This window comes from Pseudonocardia lutea (assembly GCF_042658055.1).
GTDB classification, from domain to species: Bacteria; Actinomycetota; Actinomycetes; order Mycobacteriales; family Pseudonocardiaceae; genus Pseudonocardia; species Pseudonocardia lutea.
Genome location: NZ_JBHSQK010000011.1, coordinates 77,483 through 102,996 on the forward strand (window position 1 = coordinate 77,483; position 25,514 = coordinate 102,996).

20 protein-coding genes are annotated in these 25,514 nt (G+C 74.0%); 11 read left to right on the forward strand and 9 right to left on the reverse strand.

Annotation, left to right across the window (positions count from 1 at the left end; translation table 11 throughout):
* Positions 1 to 32 precede the first annotated feature (32 nt).
* Both rfbA and rfbD read right to left on the reverse strand, forming a co-directional pair.
* Positions 33 to 926, reverse strand: a complete 894-nt coding sequence (gene rfbA, locus ACFQH9_RS06695) for a glucose-1-phosphate thymidylyltransferase RfbA (RefSeq protein ID WP_379565019.1) — start codon at positions 924 to 926, stop codon at positions 33 to 35.
* Positions 923 to 1,771, reverse strand: coding sequence for a dTDP-4-dehydrorhamnose reductase (gene rfbD, locus ACFQH9_RS06700; RefSeq protein ID WP_379565020.1), 849 nt, complete (start codon positions 1,769 to 1,771; stop codon positions 923 to 925). The genes rfbA and rfbD overlap by 4 nt, the downstream gene beginning before the upstream one ends.
* 40 nt (positions 1,772 to 1,811) lie before the next feature.
* Here rfbD and rfbB point away from each other — a divergent pair, with 40 nt between their 5' ends.
* A complete protein-coding gene (gene rfbB, locus ACFQH9_RS06705; RefSeq protein ID WP_379565021.1) occupies positions 1,812 to 2,780 on the forward strand; it encodes a dTDP-glucose 4,6-dehydratase in 969 nt (322 codons plus the stop codon).
* On the forward strand, positions 2,777 to 3,343 hold the full coding sequence (locus ACFQH9_RS06710) for a dTDP-4-dehydrorhamnose 3,5-epimerase family protein (RefSeq protein WP_379565022.1): 567 nt from the start codon (positions 2,777 to 2,779) through the stop codon (positions 3,341 to 3,343). Before rfbB ends, ACFQH9_RS06710 begins: the two co-directional genes overlap by 4 nt.
* 309 nt (positions 3,344 to 3,652) lie before the next feature.
* On the opposite strand, the gene ACFQH9_RS06715 is transcribed toward ACFQH9_RS06710, so the two are convergent.
* Positions 3,653 to 6,490, reverse strand: a complete 2,838-nt coding sequence (locus ACFQH9_RS06715) for a hypothetical protein (protein ID WP_379565023.1) — start codon at positions 6,488 to 6,490, stop codon at positions 3,653 to 3,655.
* A 171-nt stretch (positions 6,491 to 6,661) separates the two neighbouring features.
* Here ACFQH9_RS06715 and ACFQH9_RS06720 point away from each other — a divergent pair, with 171 nt between their 5' ends.
* The 6 genes from ACFQH9_RS06720 (at position 6,662) to ACFQH9_RS06745 (ending at position 12,015) form a co-directional block, all read left to right on the forward strand.
* Entirely contained in the window at positions 6,662 to 8,077 is a 1,416-nt protein-coding gene (locus ACFQH9_RS06720; protein ID WP_379565024.1) for a DUF2252 domain-containing protein, read from the forward strand.
* A 95-nt stretch (positions 8,078 to 8,172) separates the two neighbouring features.
* The gene (gene ctaJ / locus ACFQH9_RS06725) at positions 8,173 to 8,418 is read left to right on the forward strand and encodes an aa3-type cytochrome oxidase subunit CtaJ (protein ID WP_379565025.1); all 246 of its coding nucleotides are present in this window, start codon (positions 8,173 to 8,175) and stop codon (positions 8,416 to 8,418) included.
* The gene (locus ACFQH9_RS06730) at positions 8,405 to 8,905 is read left to right on the forward strand and encodes a DUF5130 family protein (protein WP_379565026.1); all 501 of its coding nucleotides are present in this window, start codon (positions 8,405 to 8,407) and stop codon (positions 8,903 to 8,905) included. The genes ctaJ and ACFQH9_RS06730 overlap by 14 nt, the downstream gene beginning before the upstream one ends.
* Before the next feature lie 227 nt (positions 8,906 to 9,132).
* A complete protein-coding gene (locus ACFQH9_RS06735) occupies positions 9,133 to 9,837 on the forward strand; it encodes a LuxR C-terminal-related transcriptional regulator (protein WP_379565027.1) in 705 nt (234 codons plus the stop codon).
* Between the two features lie 110 nt (positions 9,838 to 9,947).
* Entirely contained in the window at positions 9,948 to 11,522 is a 1,575-nt protein-coding gene (locus ACFQH9_RS06740; protein ID WP_379565028.1) for a sensor histidine kinase, read from the forward strand.
* Between the two features lie 121 nt (positions 11,523 to 11,643).
* Complete coding sequence (locus tag ACFQH9_RS06745; protein ID WP_379565029.1) at positions 11,644 to 12,015, forward strand: hypothetical protein; 372 nt, start codon at positions 11,644 to 11,646, stop codon at positions 12,013 to 12,015.
* A gap of 54 nt (positions 12,016 to 12,069) precedes the next feature.
* Here ACFQH9_RS06745 and ACFQH9_RS06750 read toward each other — a convergent pair whose 3' ends face one another.
* The 3 genes from ACFQH9_RS06750 to pepN all read right to left on the reverse strand — a co-directional run bounded on the left by ACFQH9_RS06750 (position 12,070) and on the right by pepN (position 16,245).
* Positions 12,070 to 12,741, reverse strand: coding sequence for a phosphatase PAP2 family protein (locus ACFQH9_RS06750; RefSeq protein WP_379565030.1), 672 nt, complete (start codon positions 12,739 to 12,741; stop codon positions 12,070 to 12,072).
* Positions 12,742 to 12,762: 21 nt separating this feature from the next.
* Positions 12,763 to 13,467 carry a hypothetical protein gene (locus ACFQH9_RS06755; protein WP_379565031.1) on the reverse strand — a complete coding sequence of 235 codons (705 nt, stop codon included), beginning with the start codon at positions 13,465 to 13,467 and terminating at the stop codon, positions 12,763 to 12,765.
* 228 nt (positions 13,468 to 13,695) lie between these two features.
* Positions 13,696 to 16,245, reverse strand: a complete 2,550-nt coding sequence (pepN, locus tag ACFQH9_RS06760) for an aminopeptidase N (RefSeq protein WP_379565032.1) — start codon at positions 16,243 to 16,245, stop codon at positions 13,696 to 13,698.
* A gap of 169 nt (positions 16,246 to 16,414) precedes the next feature.
* Between pepN and ACFQH9_RS06765 the strand changes: the two genes are divergently transcribed.
* Positions 16,415 to 17,038 carry a mycothiol-dependent nitroreductase Rv2466c family protein gene (locus ACFQH9_RS06765; protein ID WP_379565033.1) on the forward strand — a complete coding sequence of 208 codons (624 nt, stop codon included), beginning with the start codon at positions 16,415 to 16,417 and terminating at the stop codon, positions 17,036 to 17,038.
* Between the two features lie 72 nt (positions 17,039 to 17,110).
* Here the strand turns inward: ACFQH9_RS06765 and ACFQH9_RS06770 are convergent, their stop codons facing one another.
* Entirely contained in the window at positions 17,111 to 17,545 is a 435-nt protein-coding gene (locus tag ACFQH9_RS06770) for a CBS domain-containing protein (protein ID WP_379565034.1), read from the reverse strand.
* A gap of 172 nt (positions 17,546 to 17,717) precedes the next feature.
* Between ACFQH9_RS06770 and ACFQH9_RS06775 the strand changes: the two genes are divergently transcribed.
* Complete coding sequence (locus ACFQH9_RS06775; protein WP_379565035.1) at positions 17,718 to 19,931, forward strand: apiosidase-like domain-containing protein; 2,214 nt, start codon at positions 17,718 to 17,720, stop codon at positions 19,929 to 19,931.
* 139 nt (positions 19,932 to 20,070) lie between these two features.
* Positions 20,071 to 21,615 carry a serine/threonine-protein kinase gene (locus tag ACFQH9_RS06780; RefSeq protein ID WP_379565036.1) on the forward strand — a complete coding sequence of 515 codons (1,545 nt, stop codon included), beginning with the start codon at positions 20,071 to 20,073 and terminating at the stop codon, positions 21,613 to 21,615.
* 189 nt (positions 21,616 to 21,804) lie between these two features.
* Here the strand turns inward: ACFQH9_RS06780 and ACFQH9_RS06785 are convergent, their stop codons facing one another.
* Together ACFQH9_RS06785 and ACFQH9_RS06790 are read right to left on the reverse strand one after the other, a co-directional pair.
* Positions 21,805 to 23,718 (reverse strand): prolyl oligopeptidase family serine peptidase, encoded by a 1,914-nt coding sequence (locus tag ACFQH9_RS06785; RefSeq protein ID WP_379565037.1) that lies wholly within the window; start codon positions 23,716 to 23,718, stop codon positions 21,805 to 21,807.
* A gap of 3 nt (positions 23,719 to 23,721) precedes the next feature.
* A complete protein-coding gene (locus tag ACFQH9_RS06790) occupies positions 23,722 to 25,503 on the reverse strand; it encodes an N-acetylglutaminylglutamine amidotransferase (protein WP_379565038.1) in 1,782 nt (593 codons plus the stop codon).
* Positions 25,504 to 25,514: the final 11 nt, after the last annotated feature.

Consider the following 25,514-nt stretch of genomic DNA (forward strand, 5'->3'; position numbering starts at 1 on the left):
TCCGCGTCGAGCCCGCCGGAGTGCCGGCTCGCTCATCGCGTCGCGGTGAAGGACTTCGCGACGTCCATGACGTACTGGCCGTAGCCGTTCCTCGCCTGCTTCTCCCCGAGGGCGTGGCAGGCCTCGGCGTCGATGAAGCCCATCCGCAGCGCGACCTCCTCCAGGCAGGCGATGCGGATGCCCTGGCGGTTCTCGAGGACCTGCACGTAGTGCCCGGCCTCGATCAGCGACTCGTGGGTGCCGGTGTCGAGCCAGGCGAAACCGCGGCCGAGGTCGACGAGCCGGGCGCGGCCCTGCTCCATGTAGGCGCGGTTGAGGTCGGTGATCTCCAGCTCGCCCCGGGCGGACGGCCGCAGCCGCTTCGCCATCTCCGACGCCTGACCGTCGTAGAGGTAGAGGCCGGTGATGGCGCGGTCGGAGCGGGGCTTCTCGGGCTTCTCCTCGATGGAGACCAACCGGCCCTGGTCGTCGGCCTCACCGACGCCGTAGCGCTGCGGGTCCTTCACCGGGTAGCCGAACAGCACGCAGCCGTCGCCCTCGGGGCCGAGGCCGTCCCGGGCGTCGCGGAGCATCCCGGAGAAGCGGGGGCCGTGGAAGATGTTGTCGCCCAGCACGAGCGCGACCTTCTCGCCGGCGACGTGGTCCTCGCCGATGAGGAAGGCCTCGGCGATGCCGTTGGGTTCGGCCTGGGTGGCGTAGGTGAGGTCGAGACCGAGCTCGCTGCCGTCGCCGAGGAGGCGGTGGAAGCTCGGGGCGTCCTCGGGAGTGGTGATGACCAGGATCTCGCGCACCCCGGCCAGCATCAGGGTGGAGAGCGGGTAGTAGATCATCGGCTTGTCGAACACCGGCAGCAGCTGCTTCGAAACGCCCTTGGTGATCGGGTGCAGCCGGGTGCCGGTGCCGCCGGCGAGGACGATGCCCTTCACGTGTCCATCCCCTCCCGGGCGAGATAGGTCCCGAGGCTCTCGCGCCAGTCGGGGAGCGTGACGCCGGCTTTCGCCGCCTTCGTCAGGTCGAGGACGCTGTTCAACGGGCGGCGGGCCGCATCGGGCTTGTCGGCGAAGTAGGCGGCGGTGGTGGTGTCGGTGACCTCGTCCGCGCGGCGTCCGGAGGCCGTGAAGACGAACCGGGCGACGTCCGCCCAGCTCGCGGGCTCGCCGTCGTTGGTCAGGTGGTAGGTGCCGGGTTCCGCCTCGAGGAGCCGGAGGATCCCGGTGGCGAGGTCGCTCGCGAGGGTGGGGCGGCCCATCTGGTCGGCGACGACGGTGGGGGAGATCCCGCGCTGCGCGAGGGAGCGCATGGTGCGGGCGAAGTTGGCGCCGTCACCGATCACCCAGGTCGGACGGACGATCCAGTGCTTCGGGGTGGTCGCGACGGCGGCGTCGCCGGCGGCCTTCGAGGCACCGTAGGCGCTCAGCGGCGCGACGTCGGCGTCCTCCGGGATCGGGCCGGGATGGGTGCCGTCGAAGACGTACTCGGTGGAGACGTGCACCAGCCGCAGGTCGTGCGCGGTCGCGATCCGGGCGAGCGCGGCGGGCGCGGAGGCGTTGGCGGCCCAGGCCTGCCGACGGCCCTCGGGCGTCTCCGCGGCGTCGACCCGGGTGAAGGCGGCGGCGTTGAGGATCGTGTCGAAGGCCGACCAGTCGACGGCGGCGAGCGCGGCCTGGTCGGTGAGGTCCAGCTCGGCGCGGGTCATCGCCCGGGCGGTCGGCAGCGCCGCGGCCAGCGCCTTGCCGAGCTGGCCGCCCGCTCCGAGGACGAGGGCGCGCACGGGGGCATTCTGCCGAGCGGCCCGTCGCTACTCTCCCGGGGTGCGCGTTCTGGTCACGGGTGGGGCGGGGTTCATCGGGTCGCACTTCGTGCGGTCGCTGGTTGCCGGCGCCTACCCGGCCTTGACCGGTGAGGTCCGGGTGCTGGACCTGCTGACCTACGCCGGGCGGCGGGAGAACCTGGCCTCCGTCGACGTCGACCTCGTGGTCGGCGACATCCGGGATCCGTCGACGGCCGCGGCGGCGGTGGCGGGCTGCGAGGTGGTGGTGCACTTCGCGGCGGAGTCGCACGTGGACCGCTCGATCGCGGGGGCGGCGGACTTCGTGTCGACGAACGTGGTGGGCACGCAGGTGATGCTGCAGGCGGCGCTGGACGCCGGGGTCTCGAAGTTCGTGCACGTGTCCACGGACGAGGTGTACGGGTCGATCGAGTCGGGCTCGTGGTCGGAGGACCACGTGCTGGAGCCGAACTCGCCGTACTCGGCGTCGAAGGCAGGCAGCGACCTGCTGGCGCGGTCGTATCACCGCACGCACGGGCTGGACGTGTCGATCACGCGGTGCAGCAACAACTACGGGCCCTACCAGTTCCCGGAGAAGGTCGTCCCGTTGTTCGTGACCAACCTGCTCGACGGGGGCACGGTGCCGTTGTACGGCGACGGGCTCAACGTGCGGGACTGGCTGCACGTCGACGACCACTGCCGAGGGATCGCGCTGGTCGCGGCCTCGGGTCGGGCCGGTGAGATCTACAACATCGGCGGCGGCACGGAGCTGACCAACCGGGAGCTGACGGCGCGGCTGCTGGAGGCGGTGGGGGCGGACTGGTCGCGGGTGGAGCCGGTGCCCGACCGCAAGGGGCACGACCGGCGGTACTCGGTGGACTGGTCGAAGATCCGCGCGGAGCTGGGGTACGAGCCGCGGGTGGCGTTCGAGGTGGGGCTGGCGGAGACGGTGGCGTGGTACCGGGAGCGGCGGGACTGGTGGGAGCCGCTCAAGAGTGGGGTCGCGTCGTGAAGTACCGCGAGCTGGGGATCTCGGGGGCGTGGGTGTTCGAGCCGGCGGTGTTCCCGGACCGGCGCGGGGTGTTCGTGGCGCCGTTCCAGGGGCCGGTGTTCCGGGAGGCGCTGGGGTTCGACCTGGTCGTGGGGCAGACGAACCACTCGGTGTCGCGGCTGGGGGTGGTGCGCGGGGTGCACTTCGCGGACGTGCCGCCGGGGCAGGCGAAGTACGTGTCGTGCCCGTCGGGGCGACTGCTCGACGTGATCGTCGACGTGCGGGTGGGGTCGCCGACCTTCGGGAAGTGGGAGGCGGTGGAGCTGGACTCCGAATCCATGCGGGCGGTGTACATCGCCGAGGGGTTGGGGCACGCGTTCGTCGCGTTGGAGGAGGCGACGGTGATGGCGTATCTGTGCTCCACGCCGTACAACCCGTCCGCCGAGCACGGGGTCTCGCCGCTGGACCCTTCGTTGGGCCTGCCGTGGCCGGCGGATCTCGAGCTGATCCTGTCCGACAAGGACCGCGACGCACCGACCCTCGCCCAGGCGAAGGAACAGGGGGTTCTGCCGGTGTACCGGTAGGCGCGCCGGGTTGTCGGGCTGACCGGTGATCAGGCTCTCCGGGGCCGACCGGCTGGATGCAGCGTTCCGGCCCCTCGGAGGGGGCGACGACCAACTCGCTTCCGGGTACGTGGATCCGACCGGTGATCATCACGTGTGCACGCGGACGGTCGGAAATCGACCGCGCCGGTCCACCACTGGTGATCATGGACGGGGTGCGGGGCGGCTGACGGGTCGGGTTTGTGCCGCTCGCACCCGGCGTCGGTGCCGCGCACAGGGGTCCTGGCTGTTGCGCGGTGCGACGAGGGTTCGTGCGGGCCGGCGCCGCGCTCAGCGCCCGAGGGGGAGCAGGTGGCGGTCGAGCTCGTGTTCCACGGACTCGGCGGCGGCGAGGGCGAGGACCTCGTTGGCGACGGCGTCGACCCGGACGTTGACGAGATCGTGTCCGGCGAGCAGAGCGTCGACGATCGCGAGCAGCCGGACGCCGGAGGGCAGCGGCTGCGGGCTGACCAGTGGCTGCGCGCCGTCGAACGCGGCTCGAAGTCCGGTGACCTGATCCGCGGGCGGCGGGGCGAGCGGCAGCGCGGCGCCCGGTGAGTCGCCGCCGAGGAGGGGGAGCCACACCGGACGGATCCGGTTCAGGTCGCGCAGGATCTCGCGCAGCTCCTCGCGGCCCGGTGTGATCCACATCCGGTTGTCGGAGTCCCGGATGCTGCCGAACGGTCTGTGGTCGACCTCCTCGGCGACGTCCTGCCAGCGGTTCTCGCGGTCCTCCGGCACCCACGGCCCCGGCTGCCGCTCCGCGGCCACGGTGCGGCGCACGCAGACGGTGCTGCCGGTGTGCTCGCCGCCCGCGAGCTGCAGGGACACGATCTCGAGCGTGACGGCGACGGCCGGGCCCTTGACGGGCCGGCGGGCGGCGAAGAAGCGGGGCGGGCCGCCGTCCCGGTCGGTGCGCAGCGATCGGTTGAGGATGCGCTGGAGCTGACCGATCTCCAGATCGAGGCCGGCGAGGTGAGCGCGGAGGGCCGGGTCGGGGCTTCCCGCAGGCGGGGCGGGTTCCATCAGGGAAGCGGTCTCGGCAGCCGAGGTCGCCGCGGTGCCGGCCCCGGCGGTCGGCGCGGTTTCGACGTGTTCTCCAGTGGCAGGGGCGGCTGCGCTGTCGTTCCCGCCGGTTTCATCGGGAGCGGTGTCGTCGCCGGACGGCCCGGCTGGGCGGTCTCGGGCAGTCGGCTCGGCTGTGGTGTCGGCTCCGGCGGTCGGCCTGGCCGCGGTGTCGACCCCGGCGGTCGGCCTCGCAGCCGTGTCGTCACCGGCGGCTGCCCCGGGTGCGGTGGAAGTGTCGGCGGTCGGCCCGGCTGGGCCGTCGCCTCCGGCGGCCGGTCCGGCCGCGGGGTCGTCTCCGGCGGACGGTCCGCCGGCGGGTTCGTCTCCGCGGGCCGTCGAGGTGGTGGCTCGGGAAGCAGCCTTCGCGGCGCCGACGGCGGCCGCTCCTACAGCAGCGGCGGCGACAACGGTGCCGGCCGCCGATGCGGGAGCGTCGGCCGTGCCGGCCGCCGATGCGGGAGCGTCCGTCGTGCCGACCGTTGATGTGGGAGCCGTGCGGGCAGTCGATGAAGGAGCCTCGGGCGTGGTCGGCGCTTCGGCGGCGGCCCGCTCCTCCAAGAGCTCCTCGTCCGAGGGGTTCGCCGGCTCCGGCCCCGGAGCGTCGGTCGGAACCTCCCCTCGGTCCCTCGGTGCCGCGGCGGTCGGCGGCTCCTCTTCAGAAGTCGCGGCGGACGCACGGTCCGACGACGACCCTTCGCCGCGCGGCGCCTCGGTACTCGGGGCGCCTTCTCCTTCTGTGGCAGGGGCAGCATCACCCTCCGAAGGTGGCTCGGCTTGTTCTTCAGCGCCGGCGGGAGCAGGCGGGGCGGCGGGCTCGGCATCGACTGCGGAGCGGGGCTCGGCCGGCCCCGCCTTGCCCGATGTCGGCGTCGACTCCTCGTTCGACTCGACGGCCGCCCCCGAGGGAAGCGTGGCGCTCTCCGACCCGGGCTGCGCGGCCGGCACGACGCCGTTCCTCTCGGCCACCCCCGGCCCGGCCTCGCCTCCCGATCCCGGCTGCTCGAGTGACGACGGCTTCACGACCTGCACGTCTCCGCGGTCCGACGGCTCGGCGTCCTCGCGTCCCGAGGACCCGTCCTGGGCCTTGCTGCGCACGCCCAGCCCCGGGTCGGTCGGTTCCGCCTCGCGCCGTGCCGCGGTGGGCTCGGCCTCCTGCCGCTCCGCCGCGACCTCACCTGCGGCGAGGACCCCGGCGGCCGCGGCGGCACCGGACGCCGCAGGGATCGGGCGAGAGGTCGGGGGAAGCACGTCGGCGGGCTCGCGCTCCGGCGACGGCTCGGTCTGCCCCCGTGCCCACCGGTCGTCGGCCGCCTTCTGCGTCGGGCGGCGCGAGCCCCACCGCGATCCCCCTCGCCCGAGGTCCCGGCCGCCGGGCCGACCCGCCGCCGGACCGGAGTCGCCCGGTGAGGCACCTGGCTCCAAGGCCGCCTCCTCGTCCGACCGCCGGCGGCGCCACCCGCGCCCACGCCACTCCCGGAAGGCGGACGGCCGGGACCCGCCGTCGAGCTCCGGCCCGTCGTCGAGCGCCCGGTCCCGCGGACCGATACCGCCCCGCCGCCACAGCGCCGCGACCCCGGCCACGGCGAGCAGGGCGAGGGCCAGCGCGGGGAGCGCCAGTTGCCAGCCCGTCCACCACGAGGCCTGCGGGTACGGCGCGACCGCGGGCAGGGCCAGCGGGTTGCTGCGCTCCGCGGGCGGGAGGCCGAGCCGGACCAGGCCGTTGGACGCCGCCTGGTTGCCCGCGTCGAGCCGCAGCGCGGACTCGTAGGCGGACCGGGCGAGGTCGGTGTGGCCCTCGATCTCGGCGGCCGATCCGCGGGCGGCGTCCGTGTAGGCCATCGTGTAGCGCTCGCCCACCTCGCCCAGGCCGTTCTCCGCGCACGTGCCCTCGTTGCGCACCTGCGCGCGGGCGAACAACTCCGCGGCCTGGGCGAGCTGGCCCTGGTCCACGAGCCCGCGCGCCTCGTCGCACAGCGGGGTCGGGCCCGAGATCGCACAGCCCGCGAGCCCGGCGAGGCCCGCCGCCGCGACCAGGGCCAGGGCCGCCCGCCGGAGACGCATGCGCCACATCGTCGCGGGGCGGCGACGGCCGAACAACCCGAGCGGGTGACGGAGAGGTCACCGGGTGTACTCGTGCGACCAACCGCTCCCGGGTGACGGTGCCGGACGGACGAACCGGACGCCGTGCCGTCGGGCCCGGCGGCGCGACCGCCCGTCCGGTATCACCTGTCCATGCACCCGCACGCCGTCCTCGCCTCGCTGCACCCGCGCGACCGCGACGGCTTCGCCCGGCTGTCCGCGCCGTCCGTCCCGCGCGAGGAGCGGTACGCGCTGGGCCGGAGCCTGCGCCGGGAGGTGCCGCGGTCCTCGCTGGCGGACTGGTCGCCGGACAACCGCCGGATCGGCGCCGTCGAGTCCGTGATCGCGACGAACGAGGGCCGGGTCGCGCGGCTGGTCCCCGTGCGGATCGGGCGGATGAGCGCGAGCCCCTACGCCTACCTGCGCGGCGCCGCGGCCCAGCACGCCGCGGACTTCGCGACCCTGCCCGCCACCGGCATCCGGCCGGTGATCTGCGGCGACGCCCACCTCGGCAACTTCGGCTTCTACGCGTCGCCGGAGCGGGAGCTCGTCTTCGACCTCAACGACTTCGACGAGGCCCACCCCGGGGCGTGGGAGTGGGACCTGCGCCGGCTCGCGTCGAGCGTCTGGGTGGCCGGCCGGGAGAACTCGGCCACCGAGGACCAGTGCGCGACGGCCGTGGGGGAGTGCGTCGACGCCTACCGCCGGCACCTCGAGCGGTTGGCCGAGGAGCCGCTGCTCGCCCGGTCCTTCGAGCGGATCGGGGCGCAGGAGCTGCACGAGCGGGCGCCGAGCAAGAGCAGCCGCAAGGCCGTCGCGTCGGCGGCCCGCAAGGCCCGGCGCCGCACCAGCGACCGCGCGCTGCCGCGGTTCACCCAGCGCGACGGGGCGGAGCGCCGCCTGGTCACCGAGCCGCCGTTGATCACGCGGCCGGACCCGGCGCAGTACGAACGGATCCTCGCCGCCCTCGACGAGTACCTGCGCACCCTGCCGCCGCACTGGGCGCGGGTCGTCGGCGGGTACCGCGTGGTCGACATCGCGCACAAGGTCGTGGGCGTCGGCTCGGTCGGGCTGCGCGCCTACATCGCGCTGTGCGAGGGCTCCGGCGCCGACGACGTGCTGTTCCTGCAGCTCAAGCAGGCCCGCCGGTCCGTCGTGGCCCCCTACGTCCACGGCGACGACGCGTGGCACGACCACCAGGGCCAGCGCGTCGTCGAGTACCAGCAGGCCCTGCAGACCGTGTCCGACCCGCTCCTCGGCTGGACGACGGTGGGCCGGCGGCAGTACTACGTCCGCCAGTTCCGGGACATGAAGGGCGCGATCGTCCTCGACGGCATCGACGCGGCCACGCTCGCCGACTACGCCGCCGTCTGCGGCCGGCTCCTCGCCAAGGGGCACGCCCGGACCAGCGGCGCGAGCATGATCAGCGGCTACATCGGGGGCGGCGGGAAGGTGCGGCAGGCCGTGCGCCGGTTCGCCCGCGCCTACGCCGACCAGACCGAGCGGGACTTCGACGAGCTGACGGGGGCGATCGGGCGGGGCGTGCTGCCCTGCGAGCCCGGGGTGTGAGGCGTGTGCGACCGCAGGGCCCGGTGCGGGGTGTGAGGGAGGTCCACCGCTCCTGACATGCCCGGACCCCGACCCATGGACTAAGTTGTGCGTCCGTGAGCGTGGTGCAGACGGTGCTGGCCTTCGTGGTTCCGCCTCTGGTCATCTACGTGGTCGTCGCCCTGCTGACGATCGCCCCGAAGACCGCGAAGCGGCCGAAGTACCGCACCGGAGAGAAGTGGGCCTACGAGCCCGTGCTGTGGACGGCGAACCCCGAGGGGGCGCACCTGCCCGCCCACACCGAGCACATCGAGCCGGCCGACGGGGCCGCGACGACCGGAGGTGCCCGTGGCCACTGGTGAGCACGGCGGGCACGGCCACGGTGCCGTCGCCACGATCGACCCGGACGACCTGCCCGAGGGCACGGTCGTCACCGCCTCCGGCCGGGTGTCGGCCGCCGAGGTCTTCACCGAGGTGGACCCCTCCGCCGGCGTCCCCTTCACCACCCCGCAGCTGTCCCGGCTCGACGAGGCGCTGACCCTCGCCAGCCGCGAGACCGGCCTGCTGTTCGCGATCTACCTGGGCGACCTCGGGGAGAAGACCGAGGTCCGCGCGGCCGAGCTGCACGCCTCGCTCGAGCGGGCCCCGGAGTCCGTGCTGGTCGCGGTCAGCCCTGGCCAGCGGGTCGTCGAGGTCATCACCGGGTCCGAGGCGCGGCTGCGCCTGCCGGACCGCGGCGCCAAGCTCGCCGTGATGAGCATGGTGGCCTCGTTCAAGGAGGGCGACCTGCTGGGTGGACTGCTCAGCGGGCTGCGCATGCTCGCGGACCAGGCCGGCCCGCGCCGCTGAGACGACCCCGAGGCGGGACGCGCGGCGCGGCCCGGGAGCGGGCCGTGCCACACCGCCATCACGCAATCGTGCGTGATGGGTGGGGTTCGTCAGCCATATGGTGCAATCATGTGGGCAAGGCGTACGGATTCACCCACGCCCCGGTCGGGCACCGGTACCCGACGGGCGATCCGGTGCAGTCCCAGGACCGTCCGTCGGACCCACAGCGAAGGCCACCGTCGTACTCCATGAGCGAACCGACACGGCACGACGCCGGGCGCAGGCCCCCGGATGTCGGCACGCCCGTCGTGGTCGTGGACGACCACGAGCTCGTCGCGACCTCGCTCGTGCTCAGCCTGCGCTCCGAGGGAATCGACGCCTCCCGCATCCGACCGGCGGCCGAGCGCGGGATCCTCGCCGAGGCCGCCAGGATCGGGCCCGGACTCGTGCTGCTCGACCTCGACCTGGGCCGTGACGCCGAGGGCAACCGGATCGACGGCGTGGAGCTGGTCGGCCCGCTGCTGGGCGCGGGCTGGCAGGTCCTCGTCCTCTCCGGGAGCGCCGACCCGGCCCGCGTCGGCTCGGCGCTCGACGCCGGTGCCCTGGCCTGGGTGCCGAAGAACGCGCCCTTCCCCACCCTGCTCGCGGCGGTCCGCGAGGCGGCCGCGGGCCGGCCGGTGATGTCCGAGGACCGGCGGCGCAAGTTCATCGACCTCTACCGCCGCAGACAGTCGGAGCGCCGGGAGCTCGCCGAGAAGCTCGGCCGGCTGACCCAGCGGGAGCGGGAGGTGCTGGCCGAACTGGCCCGCGGCAAACGTGCCCAGGCCGTGGCGGACCACTTCGTGGTGTCCCTGGCGACCGTGCGGACGCAGATCCGCGCGGTGCTCACCAAGCTCGAGGTGAGCTCGCAGCTCGAGGCCGTGGCCCTCTACCGGCGGGCGACCGGGTCCTGATCCACCCCTCGTCGCAGGTCGGCGCGGGCATGCCGGGTCGGGCGAACGCCTGACGACCGTTCGGCTGAGGTCCATCGTCCGCCGCGTACCGGGGTCCCCGCATCCCTAAGATGGATGAACGGCGCGCCCGGGGCGCGCCCGGGGAGGGGGTCCTCGGCGTCATGGCGACGGGTGTCACGAGTGCGGTGGGGCGGCTACGGCGCGCCCGCTTCACCTCACGCCTGGCCGTCGACGTGGGGGCGTTGCTGGCGCTGTGCGCCGGGGTCGTCGTGCTGGCCGGCAGCCCGCGGGTCCTCGAGTGGCTCCACCGGGAGACGGCCTCGGACATCCTCACCCTGGTCTGCGCGGGCATCGGCGCGTCGGCCGCGATCCTGGCGCTGGTGGCCTCGCGGCTGCTGTCCGAGGCCCGGTTGGCGTGGCTGGCCGCCGCGCTGGTCCTGTACTGCCTGGTCGTGCTGCCGTGGGGCGTGTCGGCGCCGGCGGGCTCGGCCTCCTCGGCGATCCAGGTCTCGCGACTCCTCGCCTACACCACCGCGCTCGTGCTGCTGGTCTTCGCCCTGCGCTCGCCGCGCCGCCTCGGGACCTGGGGCGGCTGGGTCATCATGCTCGGCGGCGCGGTCCTCGCCGTGCTGGCGCTGTTCGTCGTGCCCGACCTCGGTCCGGCCACGCGCCTGGTCGCGGGGCCGGTCACCGCGGTGGTCGTCGTGATCGGATGGGTCGGCGCCGCGGTCCTGGCGGTGATCGACGCCGTGCGCCGGCAGCGCACCACCCGGCTGCGGGTCGGGCTCGGCCTGGTCATCCTGGCCGGCGCGCAGCTCTACCGGCTGGCCGGCCCGATGAGCCCGCCCGTGCCGGACCTCGTGTTCCCGGCGCTGCGGCTCGTCGGCATGACCGTGCTGCTGGTCGGCCTGCTGCAGCTGGTCCAGCGCGGCCTGCGGTCGCTGCAGGAGGAGAACTTCGAGCAGCAGGAGGAGCTCGCCGCCGCCGCGCTGCACATGGAACGCGCCGCCGCGCACACCGCCGAGCGCAACCACGAGCTGCGCAACGGCCTGGCCGGGCTCGCCGGCATCACCCACCTGCTCTCCGCCGAGGGCGAGGGGCCGGACCACGAGCGGCTGCGCAGCGCGGTGCTCGCCGAGCTCGGCCGCCTGCACACGATCCTCGAGCGATCGTCGGACCCGCTGGAGCTGGAGGAGGACCTCGGCGGGCCGGCCGACCCGGCCGCCTCCTACGAGGTCGAGCCGATGCTCGCGGGCCTCGTGGCGTTGCAGCGGGCGCGCGGCCGGGAGGTGCGCCTCGAGGTGGCCGAGGGGCTGGCTGCCTCGGGCGACCCGGCCGTCGCGGCCCAGATCGTCACGAACCTGTTGGCCAACTGTGAACGGCACGCCCCGGGAACCCCCGTGTCGGTGACGGCGTTTTCCAAGGACGACGAGGTGGTAATCGAGGTCAGGGACCGCGGGCCGGGCCTTCCCCCGGGGAAGGAGCGCGAGGTTCTCGGACGGGGTGTACGCGACGCCCGCGCCGGAGGTTCCGGATTGGGGCTCCACATCAGCAGGGAACTCGTGGAGGGTCAGGGAGGGTCCCTGTCCCTGCGGACGGTGGACGGCCCGCGCGGCTGCGCCGCGACCATCGTCCTTCCGGCCGTCGACGTGAACCGACCGGCCACCGACCCCGTCGCGCGGTAGGGCAACCACGCACACCGTCGGGCGTCTCACCTCTCCTGGTGATGGCCCTGGGGGGTTGCCCGGTTGCATACTGTGCCCCATCCGGCCCCCGAGGCCGGTCGGAAGAAAGGTGGGATCCCGAATGGGTGAGTCGGACAACGCCCGTCCGCGCAACCGGACCACGACGCGTGGTGTGCAGGGATCCTCCTCGTCGGTGCTGACCCCGCCCACGGGGCTGCCGGCGGTGGACGATCCCGCGGCGCCCGCGGTCGCGGTGCCCGCCCAGCGCACCGGTACGGAGGCCGGCGCCCCGGCCGCGCCGCCGGTCGCGCCGCCGCCGCAGGCCCCCGCGCCGGCGGGTGTGTGCGTCTGCGGGCACGAGGCCGAGGCGCACGAGCACTACCGGCCCGGGGACGACTGCGGCGCCTGCGGGGCCGCCGTCTGCGGCCACTACACCCCGGCCGACGGCGGCGGGAAGAAGAAGGGGCTGCTCAGCCGCCTGCGGCGCCGCTGACGACACGAACCACCGAGGGCCCGCCTTCCCGGCGGGCCCTCGTCGTCTCCGGAGTCAACCGCGCGGCCCGGTGCGGCCGTGCCACCACGCGGCGACGGCCTCCAGCAGCAGGGCCGTGCCCAGCACGAACGCCACGGCCGCGCAGAAGCCGCCCACGGCGTCCGTCGGGTAGTGGGCGCCGGTCGCCACCATCGCCGTGCCGATCGTGCCGCCGACCACGAGCGCGATCGTCACGATCAGCGCGATGCCCGTGCTCCGACCGGGCCGGACCAGGCTGACCAGCAGCAGCGCGGCGACCAGGGCGGTCGACGTCGCGCCGCCGGTGTGGCCGCTGGGGTAGGCGAAGCCGCCGAACTCCATCGTCCGCCCGATCGCGGGCTTGAGGAAGGTCGTCGCGACGCCGGTGAGTCCCGGCCCCACGAGCGCGACGACGGCGAGCCGGCGGCGGCCCAGCGCCAGGCAGAGCCCGCAGAGCGCGAAGGCCGTGACCACCACCAGCGGCGGAGAGCCGAGCTCGCTGAGCCGCTGCAGGACCCACACGTGGGTGGAGGTCAGCGAGTCGACCAGGTTCTCGGCGTGCCCGTCCAACCGACCGTGACCGCTCTCCCCGGCGTAGCGGGTGCCGAGCAGCGCGAACACGACCGTGGCGAGGCCGACCGCGACGGCGGCGGGCCGGCGCAGGTGCTCGGGCAGGGCCGGAGGGGCGGGCGAACCTGCGCTCGTCATGATCCCCACCGTTCCTGGTGATCAACCCGAGAGGCAACGCCCGTTCGAGTAGAGCGGTGTGGTGTCGACCGCGCGGCCCGGCGGCGGCGAGACCTCCACCGCGACCTGGCCGGACGGGGTGAGCGCCGACTGGCACGCCGTCACGCCGCTGTCGAAACCGCCCGTGTAGAAGTCGATGTGCGGGTGCCCGTTCGCCTGGTACTCGTCCCGGCAGGGCGCGCAGAGGTCCTCCATGACGAAGTACTTCCTCAGCGGCGCGTAGTAGACGAGGGTGCCGACGGCCATGTAGTCCGGATCGGCGGCGAAGGTGATCGGGTCGGCGTAGGTGCCCCGGCCCCCGGCCTCGGAGTGCTTCACCGGGTAGGCGATCGCGGCGCTACCGGGGGGATCGTTGTCGTAGGCGCCGTAGAAGGTCACCTCGGTGGTCACGCTACGACCCGCGGGTCCCGTGGCGCCGCCACCGCTTCCACCGGCACCGCCGCGCGTGGGACCGGCCGCGGCCGACGGGGCGGGCGTCGGTTCCGGCAGGTTGCGGCTGGCGTCGAGGGCGGCCTGCAGCACGGACGGGGCGCCGGGCACCGGCATCGCCACGGGCTCGGGGGCGGGCTCGGCGGTCGCCGGACCGGTGCTGACCAGCGCGGCCCGGTCGGTGCTCGGGTTGCCGCACGCGGCGACGAGGACGAGGAACGCCAGCACGACGGGGTAGAGCACGGACTGCAGGCGCATGCGCGGACTCCGGCGGGTCGGGGGCGCCCGCAGACGGGGGAGCGCGGATCACCCTCGGTGAGGTGCGGAGTATGACAGTGCCAGGAGGAGCAGTCGACATTCACCCGAACGCCGAGCAACCTTCTCGCTCGGTGTCGTCGACCCTGCGACGGAGCGAGATCACGACCGCGGTGGCTCCCTGCGCGCCCGGAGCGGGTGCCCGGGCGCGTCAGGGATCCACGGTGCGGGTCAGCTGCGGTCGAACTCCCGCGCGGCCAGGGCGCGGACGATCCCGGCCCGGCCCTCGGAGACCAGCCGGCGCAGTGCCGGCGGGTGGCTCTCGTCGGCCAGCCAGGCGTCGGCGGCGTCGACCGTGGACTTCTCCACCGCCCAGGAGGGGAACAGCCCGAGCACCACGCTCTGCGCCCGCTCCGACGTCCGCCGCGCCCACACGTCCGCGACCTCGGCGAAGTACTTCTCCACGTACGGCGCCAGCAGCCCGCGCTGCGCCGGGTGCGAGAAGCCCCCGATGATCGCCTCGTTGACGGCGTTGGGCAGCTCGTCGTCGTGCACGGCGCGGTCCCACGCCCGGGCCTTCGCCTCGGCGGTGGGAACCAGCGCGCGGGCGCGCTCGGCCTGCCGCTCGCCGGCCGCGGTGGGGTCGCGCCGGTGCTCGGCCTCGATCGCCTCCTCGCCGGCCCTGCCGTGCGCCACGAGGGCGTGCAGCAGCCGCCAGCGCAGGTCCGTGTCGACCTTCAGGCCGGCCGGGACCTCCCGGTCCGAGAGCCAGGCCGCGAAGCGGTCCAGGACGGGGTCCGGCAGCACGGACCCGCTCAGGGAGTTCACCAGGGCGAGCTGGGTGTCCGAGCCGGCCTCGGCGGCATCGAGCCCGGCGACCAGGGCCGAGGTGAGCATCGGCCACCCGGTCTCGGCGGCCCAGGTCTCGTCTGCGTACGACGCCACGGCGGTCTGGACCTGCAGCAGGAGCCGCTGCAGCACGCCGATCTCGGTCTCGTGCGCGAACCCGCCGGACACCAGCGTGGTGAAGTCGCGGGCCTTGAGCTCGGCCTCGCGGGTCATCTCCCAGGCCGCCGACCAGCACAGCGTGCGCGGCAGCGGCTCGGCGATGTCGCCGATCCGGTCGATCAGCGTGGTCAGCGAGCCCGGGTCGAGCCGCAGCGCGCAGTAGGTGAGGTCGTCGTCGTTGACCAGCACCAGCTTCCCGCGCGGCACACCGACCAGCTCCTCGACGGGTGTCCGCTCGCCGGTGACGTCGACCTCGACCCGGTGGGTCCGCACCAGCCGGCCCTCGGCGTCGTCGTCGTACACGCCGACGGCCACCCGGTGGGTCCGCAGCTCGCCGGCACCCGGCCGGGCACCGCCCTGCACGACCTCGAAGGAGGTGAAGCGGCCCTCGTCGTCGAGGTCGAACTGCGGGCGCAGCAGGTTGAGCCCGGTGGTGCGCAGCCACTGCGCGCCCCAGTCCGAGAGGTCCCGGCCGGAGGCCTGCTCCAGCGCGCCCAGCAGGTCGTCGAACGTGGCGTTGCCCCACTTGTGGGCCTCGAAGTACGCGCGCAGGCCGGCCATGAACGGCTCGAGCCCGACGTACGCCACGAGCTGCTTGAGCACCGACGCGCCCTTGGCGTAGGTGATCCCGTCGAAGTTCACCTCGACGGCCTGCAGGTCCGGGATGTCCGCGGCGATCGGGTGCGTGGACGGCAGCTGGTCCTGCCGGTACGCCCAGGACTTCTCGACGTTGGCGAAGGTCGTCCAGGCCTCGGTGTACTCGGTGGCCTCGGCCTGGCAGAGCACCGAGGCCCAGGTGGCGAACGACTCGTTGAGCCACAGGTCGTCCCACCAGCGCATGGTCACGAGGTCGCCGAACCACATGTGCGCCATCTCGTGCAGGATCGTCTCGGCACGCCGCTCGTAGAGGCTGCGGGTGACCCGGGACCGGAAAACGTAGTCCTCGAGGAAGGTGACCGCGCCGGCGTTCTCCATCGCACCCGCGTTGAACTCCGGGACGAAGAGCTGGTCGTACTTGCCGAACGGGTACCGGATCCCGAAGTTGCGGTGGTAGAAGTCGAAGCCCTGCTTCGTCTCGGTGAAGATCCGCTCGTGGTCCATGTGCGGGGCCAGGCTCGCGCGGCAGTAGATCCCCAGGGGGATCCCGTCGTGCTCCTCGTGCCAGGACGCGTACGGGCCGGCGATCAGCGCGACCAGGTAGGTCGACATGATCTCGGACTCGGCGAAACGGTGGACGGTGGCCGGGCCGGCCTCCTCCGTGGTGGCGACGGCGTTGGACACGACCTTCCAGTCCGCCGGCGCCGTGACGGTGAGCGTGTAGCGGGCCTTGAGGTCGGGCTGGTCGAAGCAGGCGAAGAGGCGCTTGCAGTCCGCGGTCTCGAACTGCGAGTAGAGGTAGACGCCGCCGTCGACCGGGTCGACGAAACGGTGCAGGCCCTCGCCGGTGTTCATGTAGACGCCGGTGGCCACCACGGTCAGCTCGTTCTCCGCGGCCAGCCCGGGCAGCGCGATACCGTCGTCCTCCCGGTAGCCGGAGACGTCGAGTGGCGTGCCGTTCAGCGTGGCGGACCCGACCGACTCGCCGACGAAGTCGATCCAGCTGTCCGCGCCCGGCTCGGTGCAGGTGAACCGGACCGTGGTCGTGGTGGCGAAGGTCTTCTCGCCCGGTCCGCCGCGGCCGTCGGTGAGGTCGAGGTCGACGACGTAGCCGGTGACGTCGAGCAGGGCGGCCCGGCGCTCGGCGTCGGTCCGGGTCAGGTTGGGCGGGGCCATGAGCTGGGCGCGGTCCTTCCGGAGGGGTTCGCTTCTGGGGCATCCAATCACGGGAGCGGGATGGTCGCCCCGTCATTGCGCCGCTCGCCGCGGGGTAACCGGGAACAGCGCGTTGACCCTTCGGGTTGTGCGGAGCGGAAGAGTCCCTCCCCGGACGAACGGAGTGCCCATGACCAGCACCGAGACGGACAAGACGAAGGTCGATCTCTGGTTCGACCCGCTGTGTCCGTGGGCGTGGCTCACCTCGCGGTGGATCCTCGAGGTCGAGAAGGTCCGCGACATCGAGCTGAACTTCCACGTGATGAGCCTGTCGCTGCTCAACTCCGGCCGTGACCTGCCGGAGCAGTACCAGTCGCTCATGGAGAAGGGCTGGGGCCCGGTGCGCGTGTGCGTCGCCGCGGCCGAGCTGAAGGGCCCCGAGGTCCTGCGCCAGCTGTACACGGCGATGGGCGAGCGCATCCACGACCAGGGCAACAAGGACTTCGACGTGGTCGTCAAGGAGGCGCTGGCCGAGCTGGACCTGCCCGCCTCACTGGCCGAGGCCGCCTCCTCGACCGAGTACGACGAGAAGCTGAAGGCGAGCCACCACGCGGGCATGGACCCGGTGGGCATGGATGTCGGCACGCCCGTCATCCACGTCAACGACGTCGCCTTCTTCGGCCCCGTGATCAGCAAGGTGCCGCACGGCGAGGAGGCCGGGAAGGTCTTCGACGGCGCCCGGCTGCTGGCCGGCTGGCCGCACTTCTTCGAGCTGAAGCGGACCCGCACCGAGGACCCCGACTTCGACTACTGATCCCTTTCCGCTCGAACGGCACTTCTGCGCGAAGATCGCGCGGAAGTGCCGTTCGGGTATTTCGACGGAGAATCAGTGGGCCGCGATGAACATGTCGCGCAGGACGCCCGTCTCGAGCTCCATGTCGCGCAGCCGCGCCTTGACGAGGTCGCCGATCGAGACCATGCCGACGAGCCGTCCGCCGTCGAGCACGGGCAGGTGCCGGTAGCGGTCGCGGGTCATCCGGGCCATGGCGCTCGCGATCGGCTCCTCGAGCCGCGAGGTGGCGACCTTCGTGGTCATGACCTCGTCGACCCGCAGGTCGAGCAGGTCCGGACCCCGGTGTGCGAGCTCCCGGATCAGGTCCCGCTCGGACACGATCCCGACCATCCGGTGGTCCCCGTCGCACACCACCAGGGCGCCGACCCCCAGACGCTCGAGCCGGGCCACGGCGTCCGCGACCGTCGCCCACGGCAGGATCGTGTGCACGGTCCGGCCCTTCGCGTCGAGGATGTCCGCAATCTTCATCGCCGTTCCCTCCGCCGCAGTCCTCGGACGCGTTCATTCTGCTCCCGCGGCCTCCATTTCGGCATGAAACGATGCCCGAGATCACCTGGGTGGCGGTGCCGCGCGTTCACGATCGTGACCGGTTGATCCGTTCCGCCCCGGGCGGGCCGGTCGCGCTGCGAGCGTGCCGCCCGTGGGCGGTTACGGACGGGCGCTGGGTGCGGCGCTGGCGGTGGTCTGCGTGCTGGCGGGCGTGCTCGTCGCGGCCGTGGCGCGGGAGGCGCCGGAGGGCGGTGTCCGGGTGGACGGGCGGTGGTTCTCCCGGCCCGACGGCACCCCCTTCTACTGGCTCGCCGACACGGCCTGGGGGCTCGTCACCGCGCTCGACGGCGACGAGGCCGCCGACTACCTCGGCACCCGCGCCGACCAGGGCTTCACGGTGGTGCGCACGGCGCTGGTGCGGCCCGGCGCGACGCGGGACCGGGAGGGGAACGCGGCCTTCGCCGGGCACCTCGGCGCGCCGACGGAGGCCTACTGGGAGCACGTCGACGGGCTGGTCCGGTCCGCCGCGGCCGAGGGGATCACCCTCGCGCTGGCGCCGGTGTGGAGCGACGGGCTCGCCGGCAGCCTGGTCACGGAACGCAACGCGCGGGAGTACGGGAGCTTCCTCGGCGCGCGGTACGGCGAGGCGTCGGTCGTCTGGCTCACGGGCGGCGACGACGAGGGCGGACACGAGGGGATCTGGGCGGAGCTGGTCGAGGGGTTGCGGGAGGGCGGGAGCGACGCGCCGGTCGCGCACCTGCCGCGGGGGTCGGGAGGTGAGGGACGGTCGGGCCACGCCGGCTCCGCTGCAGCTGGTGGCTCGTCGGGCGGGGGCTCCGTGGCTACCGATACGGAGACCGACGCCGCGGGTGCCGCGGGCGCCGAGGTGGACGAGGCGCCCGACGCCGCGGAGGACGTCACGAACACCGCGGGGGACTCCGAATCCGCCTTGCCGGACGTCACGTCCGCGGCGAGCGGCAGCTGCGCCTCCTCCGCCTCGCGGGCCGATGCGCGGGCTGCGGCGGCCGGGAGCGGGAAGCCGCTGCTCGACGCGACCCCGCCCGCCGAGGGCGAGGAGTGCGCCGGCACGAGCGGAACGGGCGGCACCACGACGGCCCACGACGTCCGGGCGGAGGCCTGGCGCGGGGCGCTCGGCGGGGCGAGCGGGGCGACCTACGCCGACTCCACCGTCTCCGACTTCGCCCCCGGCTGGGACGACGCGGTGGACACCGACGGCGGCGCCCAGCTCGGCGTGCTGAAGCGGGTGCTGGAGTCGCGGCCCTACCGGCTGCTGCAGCCGGCCGACGAGGCGCTCGCCGGCACCGGGTCCGCGGGTGGGGCGCGTGTCTCCGCCGCCCTCGCCGAGGACGGCTCCTTCCTGGTCGCGTACACGCCCGAGGGCGAGGACGTCACCGTGGACCTCGACATGCTCACCGCGGAGCGGGTCCTCGCCTCCTGGGTCGACCCGCGCACGGGGGAGGTCCTGGAGGTCGAGGAGCCCGTCGACGCGACCGGCGTGGCCGCCTTCGAGGCCCCCGCCGGGACCGGCGACGAGCGGGACTGGGTCCTCGTGCTCGACGACGAGGCCGCGGGCTACGGCGCACCCGGCACCGAGGTCCTCGAGGACCCCGGCTCCGCGACCCTCGCCGGGACCACTCAGGACGAGGCCGCCGACGGGTCCGAACCGCCCGGTCGGTCCGAGTCCCCCGACGAGCGCGAGTCCGCCGACGAGCGCCGGGGTCCGGACGAGCGCGGAAACACCGACGAGCGCGGAAACACCGGAAGTCCGCGCTGGACCGACGAGCGTGGGCGCACCGACGAGCGTGGGCGCACCGACGAGCGTGGGCGCACCGACGAGCGAGGCACGTCCGGCGAGCGCGAGAAGCCCCGTGGGTCGTCCGGGCACGGGAAGCCCTCCGAGTCCGGGAAGCCCGACGAGCCGGTCGTGCGCGGGGAGCCCGGCGATTCCGCGAAGCCCGCCGAACCCGAAAAGCCTGCCGGGCCGGAGAAGCCCGCGGAGCCCGAGAAGCCGAAGCCCGAACATCCCGCCGCGCCCGAGAAGCCGGCCGAGCCGGAGAAGGGCGCCGAGCCCGCGAAGCCCACCGGGGGCGGCTCCTCGACCTGGGACGGGCTGGCCCAGTGCGAGTCCTCCGGGAACTGGGCCGTCAACACCGGCAACGGCTACTACGGCGGTCTTCAGTTCGACTCCGCCACCTGGTCCGACTTCGGCGGCACCAAGTACGCCCCGCGCGCCGACCAGGCGACCAAGGAGCAGCAGATCGAGATCGCCGAGAAGGTCCGGGACCAGCGCGGCGGGTACGGCTCCTGGCCCGCGTGCGCGCGCAAGCTCGGCCTCCCGCGGTGATCTGCGACCCGGGGTCCTGCGCCGGCCGCGCCGACCCGCCGGGTGATCACCCGTCGTCACGTGTCACCCTGGCGGGGAAGACCCGGCTGACCCGACCTCCCGGCACCCCGCGCGCGCGGAGTGCCTACCCTTGACGGTCATGACCCCGCCCGAGCCCGACGCCCCGCGTATCGGGAACCGCTATCGGCTCGAGGAACGCATCGGTGTCGGGGCGATGGGTGCGGTGTGGCGGGGGACCGACGAGCTGCTGAACCGGACCGTCGCGGTCAAGGAGCTGATCGCGGCGGCCGCCCCGGTCAGCGGGAACGGGGCCGACGCGGCCGAGGAGTCCCGCCAGCGGCTGCTGCGCGAGGGCCGGATCGGTGCGCGGCTGCAGCACGCGCACGTGATCAGCATGTTCGACGTCGTCGTGCACGACGACCGGCCCTGGCTGGTCATGGAGTACCTCCCGTCGCGCTCGCTCGCCGTGGTGCTGGGGGAGAAGGGCCCGATGGAGCCGCGCGAGGTCGCGGCGATCGGCCGTCAGGTCGCCGACGGGCTCGCGGCCGCGCACGCGGCGGGCGTGGTGCACCGCGACATCAAGCCAGGCAACGTCCTGATCGCCGAGGACGGCCGCGCCAAGATCACGGACTTCGGTGTGTCCCGCGCGGTCGACGACGTCCAGCTCACCCGGACCGGCATGATCGCCGGCACCCCGGCCTTCCTGGCGCCGGAGGTGGCACGCGGGCAGGAACCCAGCTCGGCGTCGGACGTCTTCGCGCTCGGCGCCACGCTCTACGCCGCGGTGGAGGGCGAGCCGCCCTTCGGGCTCGACGACAACGCCTACGCCCTGCTGCACAAGGTCGCCACCGGCGCCGTCCGCCCGCCGGAGCACGCGGGCCCGCTCACGGCCCTGCTGATGCGTCTGCTGGCCAACGAACCCATGGACCGGCCCACCGCCGCCCAGGCCCGGGACGCGCTCGCCGCGATCGCGGGTGGCGCCTCGCCGTCGGGGCCGACGGTCACCGCGCCGGTCACCACCCGGGTGATGCCGTCGTCGCAGCCCGCCGCGCCCAAGCCCGGCCCGCGCACTCTGACGGAAATGCCGGCCCCGCCGGTCGTCGTGCCGCCGGGCTCCGAGCGACCGCCGGCCGGCGGGAAGTCGCGCGGGCGGCGGATGCTGCCGTTCGTCATCGCCGCGCTCGTGCTGCTCGTCGTGGGCACGGGCGTCGCGATCGGCGCGATCCGCGCGGCCGACGACGGGGGTCAGAGCGGGGCGACGCCGCCGCCCGTGGCCGCGCCCACGACCACGCCGTCGGCGACCCGGACCGCCGCGCCTACCACGACGACCCCGCGCACGACCACGCCGACCACCACCCCCTCGACCTCGCAGGCCTCGGACACGGACGCGGTGTCCTTCGTGCAGCGCTACTACAGCCTCCTGCCGGACAACCCCGACGCGGCCTTCGCCCTGCTCGGCTCGCAGGCGCAGGCGGCCTCGGGCGGTATCGACGGCTTCCGCCGCTTCTACGGCGGGATGCGCGAGGTGGAGATCCAGAACGCCCGGTCCACGGGCGACGGCCAGGTCTCGGGGACGATCGTCTTCACCCGCGACGACGGCTCGACCAGCAGCGAGCCCTACACCTTCCGGGTCGGCACGGGCAGCGACGGCAACCAGCTCATCCAGTCCTTCTCCCGCGCCTGACCGGTCCCGCACGCTCACTCCGAGCGTCACAGGACGGCCGTAGGGCCGGCGCTCCCGTCCCGCCCGGACCGATCTCGAACAGAGCCTGCGCGCAGCCATGATCCCTTCGAGGGGCACGCCGCGGCTCGTCCGGCAGCGCTCCTGTCCCCCTCGCGATGATCAGCAGGCTCGCGGGGCGGGCGCGGGCACTCACGCGGTCCGGGAGGCGGGCTCCGTCAGGTGCCCCGTCACCCACCGCACCACCTCGGCGGTGAACTCCGCACGGTTGGCGACGGCGTGGGTCTCGTGGCCCTCGTCGTCGAACAGCAGGAAGTTCGGGGCGGCCCCGCGGGCCCGCAGCGCCTCGACGATCTGCTCGGCCTCGCCCAGCGGCACGTTGGTGTCGTACGCCCCGTGCACCACCATCAGCGGCGCGCTGATCCGGTCGGCGCGGTGGAGGGGGGAGAGCGCGCGCAGCATCTCCGAGTCCCGCTCCGGGTCGCCGTACTTGGTGGTGGCGGCCGCGGCGATCCACGGCTCGGTGTCGGAGTAGAAGGTCTGCAGGTCGGACATGCCGCACACGTCGACGCCCACCGCGAACAGCTCCGGGAACCAGGCGAGCGCGACGAGGGTCAGGTAGCCGCCGTAGGAGCGCCCGGACACGCCGATGCGGTCCGGGTCGGCGAGGCCGGACGAGGTGAGGAAGCCGACCGCCGCCCGCACGTCCGTGATCGCGACGAAGCGCCGGTCCAGGTCGTCCGCCTGGGAGAACATGCGCCCGAAACCGGCCGAGCCGCGGACGTTGGGCGCGAAGACCTGCACGCCCGCGGCGACCAGCGCCTGGAACAGCGGCTGGAAGACCGGGCGCTCCTGCGCCTCCGGCCCGCCGTGCAGCCAGACCAGGGTCGGGGCGGCCCCGAAGCCGCCGCGCGGCCGGAACAGCCAGCCGGTCAGGGTCAGCCCGTCCTCGGCGCGGAACTCGTGCAGGGTGGGGTCGACGAGCTGCTCGAGCGGCTCGAAGGTGTCCGGGAGGAGCGGGGTGGGCTCGGCGAGGGGGACGTCGAGCGCGATCCGGGCGACGTGCGGCGGCACCGCCGGGCCCTCGCTGCCGACGAGCAGCGCCTGGCCGTCGCGCGTGAACGCCAGCCCCGTCACGACGTCGCCGGGGTGGTCGGGCACCGGGTCGGTGAGCCCGGTGCGCAGGTCGACGAGCTCGAGCTCGGAGCGGCCGTCGACGTTCCAGACGAGCGCGGCGCGGGCCCCGGCCGGGTCGAGGGCGACCTGGTCGAGGTCGTCGTGTCCTCTGCAGGCGACCTCCCACGCGAGGGAGACCTCGCCGCCGGACGCGTCGTCACCGACGGAGCAGGCGAGCAGTGCCGGCCGGTCCCGGCCCGCGTCCGTGTGCAGGTAGAGCACCGCGCCGGTGACACCGAAGCGCCCGTCGGCCACGGTGGCGTCGTGCCCGGGGAGCAGGTCCGTGCGCCGGCCGGTCCACAGGTCGATGAGCTCGAGGGTGCGGGCGCCCCGGCGCCCGGTGCGCAGGACGGCGCGGCGCCCGTCCCGGCTGACGGCGCAGACCACCGCGGCCGGCCCGGAGCCGAGGACGATCGAGGAGCCGTCCCGGACGTCGACGAGGCTGGCGGTGCCGGAGCCGTCGCCGCCCGCGGCGCGGTCGGAGTAGACGGTGACGCCGAGCTGTCGGCCGGTCGGGGACCAGGCCCCGAGCGTGACGGCGGAGGAGCCGGCGGCGATCTCGCGCCGCTCCGTGCCGTCCGGGGAGAGCAGCAGGACCCGGGTCCGCTCCCCACCGCCGGGGGCGATCTCGCAGGCCACGAAGGAGCCGTCCGGGCACCAGCTCAGGACGCGGACGTCGCAGGCCACGGCCGGGTCCACCTCGGTGTCCAGGGGCGCGGCGGGCTGCTCGACGGGGGCCTCCCCCGCGGGCATCGGACCCACGTAGGCGCGGGGACGGCCGTCCCGGTCGGAGATCCAGGCCAGCAGCGTGCCGTCGGGGGAGGGCAGCGCGGAGCGGTAGGCGGGGGCGAAGAGGTGCTCGTCCAGCTCACCGGCCAGCTGGGCGCGCCGCCGGTCGGTGAAGCTATCGACGTTGACACCGACGTTCATGAGCTAGATCCCCCTCTCCTGTAACCACATCTCCAGCAGTGCCACCTGCCACAACGCGTTCGATCCGAGGTTGGTGCGCTGGGCGTTCGGATTCGCGAGCATACGGTCGAGCCAGTCGCCCCGGACAAGGCCCCGCGCCTTGGCGACCGGGTCGGTCACGGCGTCGCGCACCCGCTTCAGGAACGGTCCTTCCAGGTGACGGATCGCGGGCACCGGGAAATACCCCTTGGGCCGGTCGATCACGTCGTCCGGGACGACGCCGCGGGCCGCCGCCTTGAGGACGCCCTTGCCGCCGTGCGCGAGCTTCAGTTCGGGTGGGCACGCCGCCGCCAGCTCGACGAGCTCGTGGTCCAGGAACGGGACGCGGGCCTCCAGCCCCCAGGCCATCGTCATGTTGTCGACGCGCTTGACCGGATCGTCCACGAGCATGATCGTGCTGTCCAGCCTCAGCGCCGCGTCCAACGTCTCGCGCGCACCCGCCATTCCGAAGTGCTCGGCGAGGAACTCCCGGCTGGGGTCGTGGTCGAGCAGCCACTCGGGCTCGAGGATGTCGGCCAGCTCGGCGTGCGGGCGGTCGGTGAACACCGCCTGGTAGGCCTCGACGGCCCGGTCGCGCGGGGTCTCGCGCAGCGGCGGGTACCAGTCGTAGCCGGCGAACACCTCGTCGGCGCCCTGCCCGGACTGCACCACGGTCACGGACTTCGACACCTGCTCGGAGAGCAGGTAGAAGGCCACGCAGTCGTGGCTGACCATCGGCTCGGCCATCGCCGTGACCGCCTCGTCGACGGCCGGCAGCATCCGCGCCGGGTCGACCAGGATCTGCTGGTGGTCGGTCGCGAACTCCTCGGCCACGATGTCGGAGAACTCGAACTCGTCGCCCTTCTCGCCGCCGGCGGCGTGGAAGCCGACGGAGAAGGTCTTCAGCCCCGTCTGCCCCTCCTGCGCCAGCAGGGCCACGATCAGCGACGAGTCCAGCCCGCCCGAGAGCAGCACGCCGACCGGCACGTCGGCGACCATCCGGCGCCGCACGGCGGTGCGCAGCCCGTCGAGCACCGCCTCGCGCCACTCGCCCGGGCCCCAGTCCGCGTGCTCCGGGCGCCGGTCGTGCTCGGGACGCCAGTACACGCGGTCCGAGTGCCGTCCGTCCGGCTCGTAGGTGCGGACGGTGGCCGGCGGCAGCTTGCCGACGCCCGCGAGGATCGTCCGCGGCGCCGGGACCACGGAGTGGAAGGTCATGTAGTGGTGCAGCGCCACCGGGTCGATCGAGGTGTCGACGCCGCCCGCCTCCAGCAGCGCGGGCAGCGACGAGGCGAACCGCAGGACACCCGGCCCCTCGGTCAGGTACAGCGGCTTGATGCCGAGCCTGTCGCGGCCGAGGACGAGCCGGCCGCTGTCCCGCTCGGCCACCGCGAACGCGAACATCCCGTAGAAGTGCTCCACGCACTCCGGGCCCCAGTGCGCGTAGGCCTTGAGCACCGTCTCGGTGTCGGAGTCGGAGAAGAACGCGTAGCCGGCGGCCTCGAGCTCGCGGCGCAGGTCCCGGTAGTTGTAGATGCAGCCGTTGAACACGACGGCGAGCCCGAGCGCGGAGTCGACCATCGGCTGGGCGCCCCGCTCGGACAGGTCGATGATCTTCAGGCGTCGGTGGCCCAGCGCGACCGGTCCGGCCGCGTGCACCCCGGTGCCGTCCGGGCCGCGCCGCTCCATCGCCTTGACGATCCGGGCGACGACGGCCGGGTCGGCCGAGCCGCCGTCGAACCGCATCTCACCGGCGATACCGCACATGTGGCTGCTCC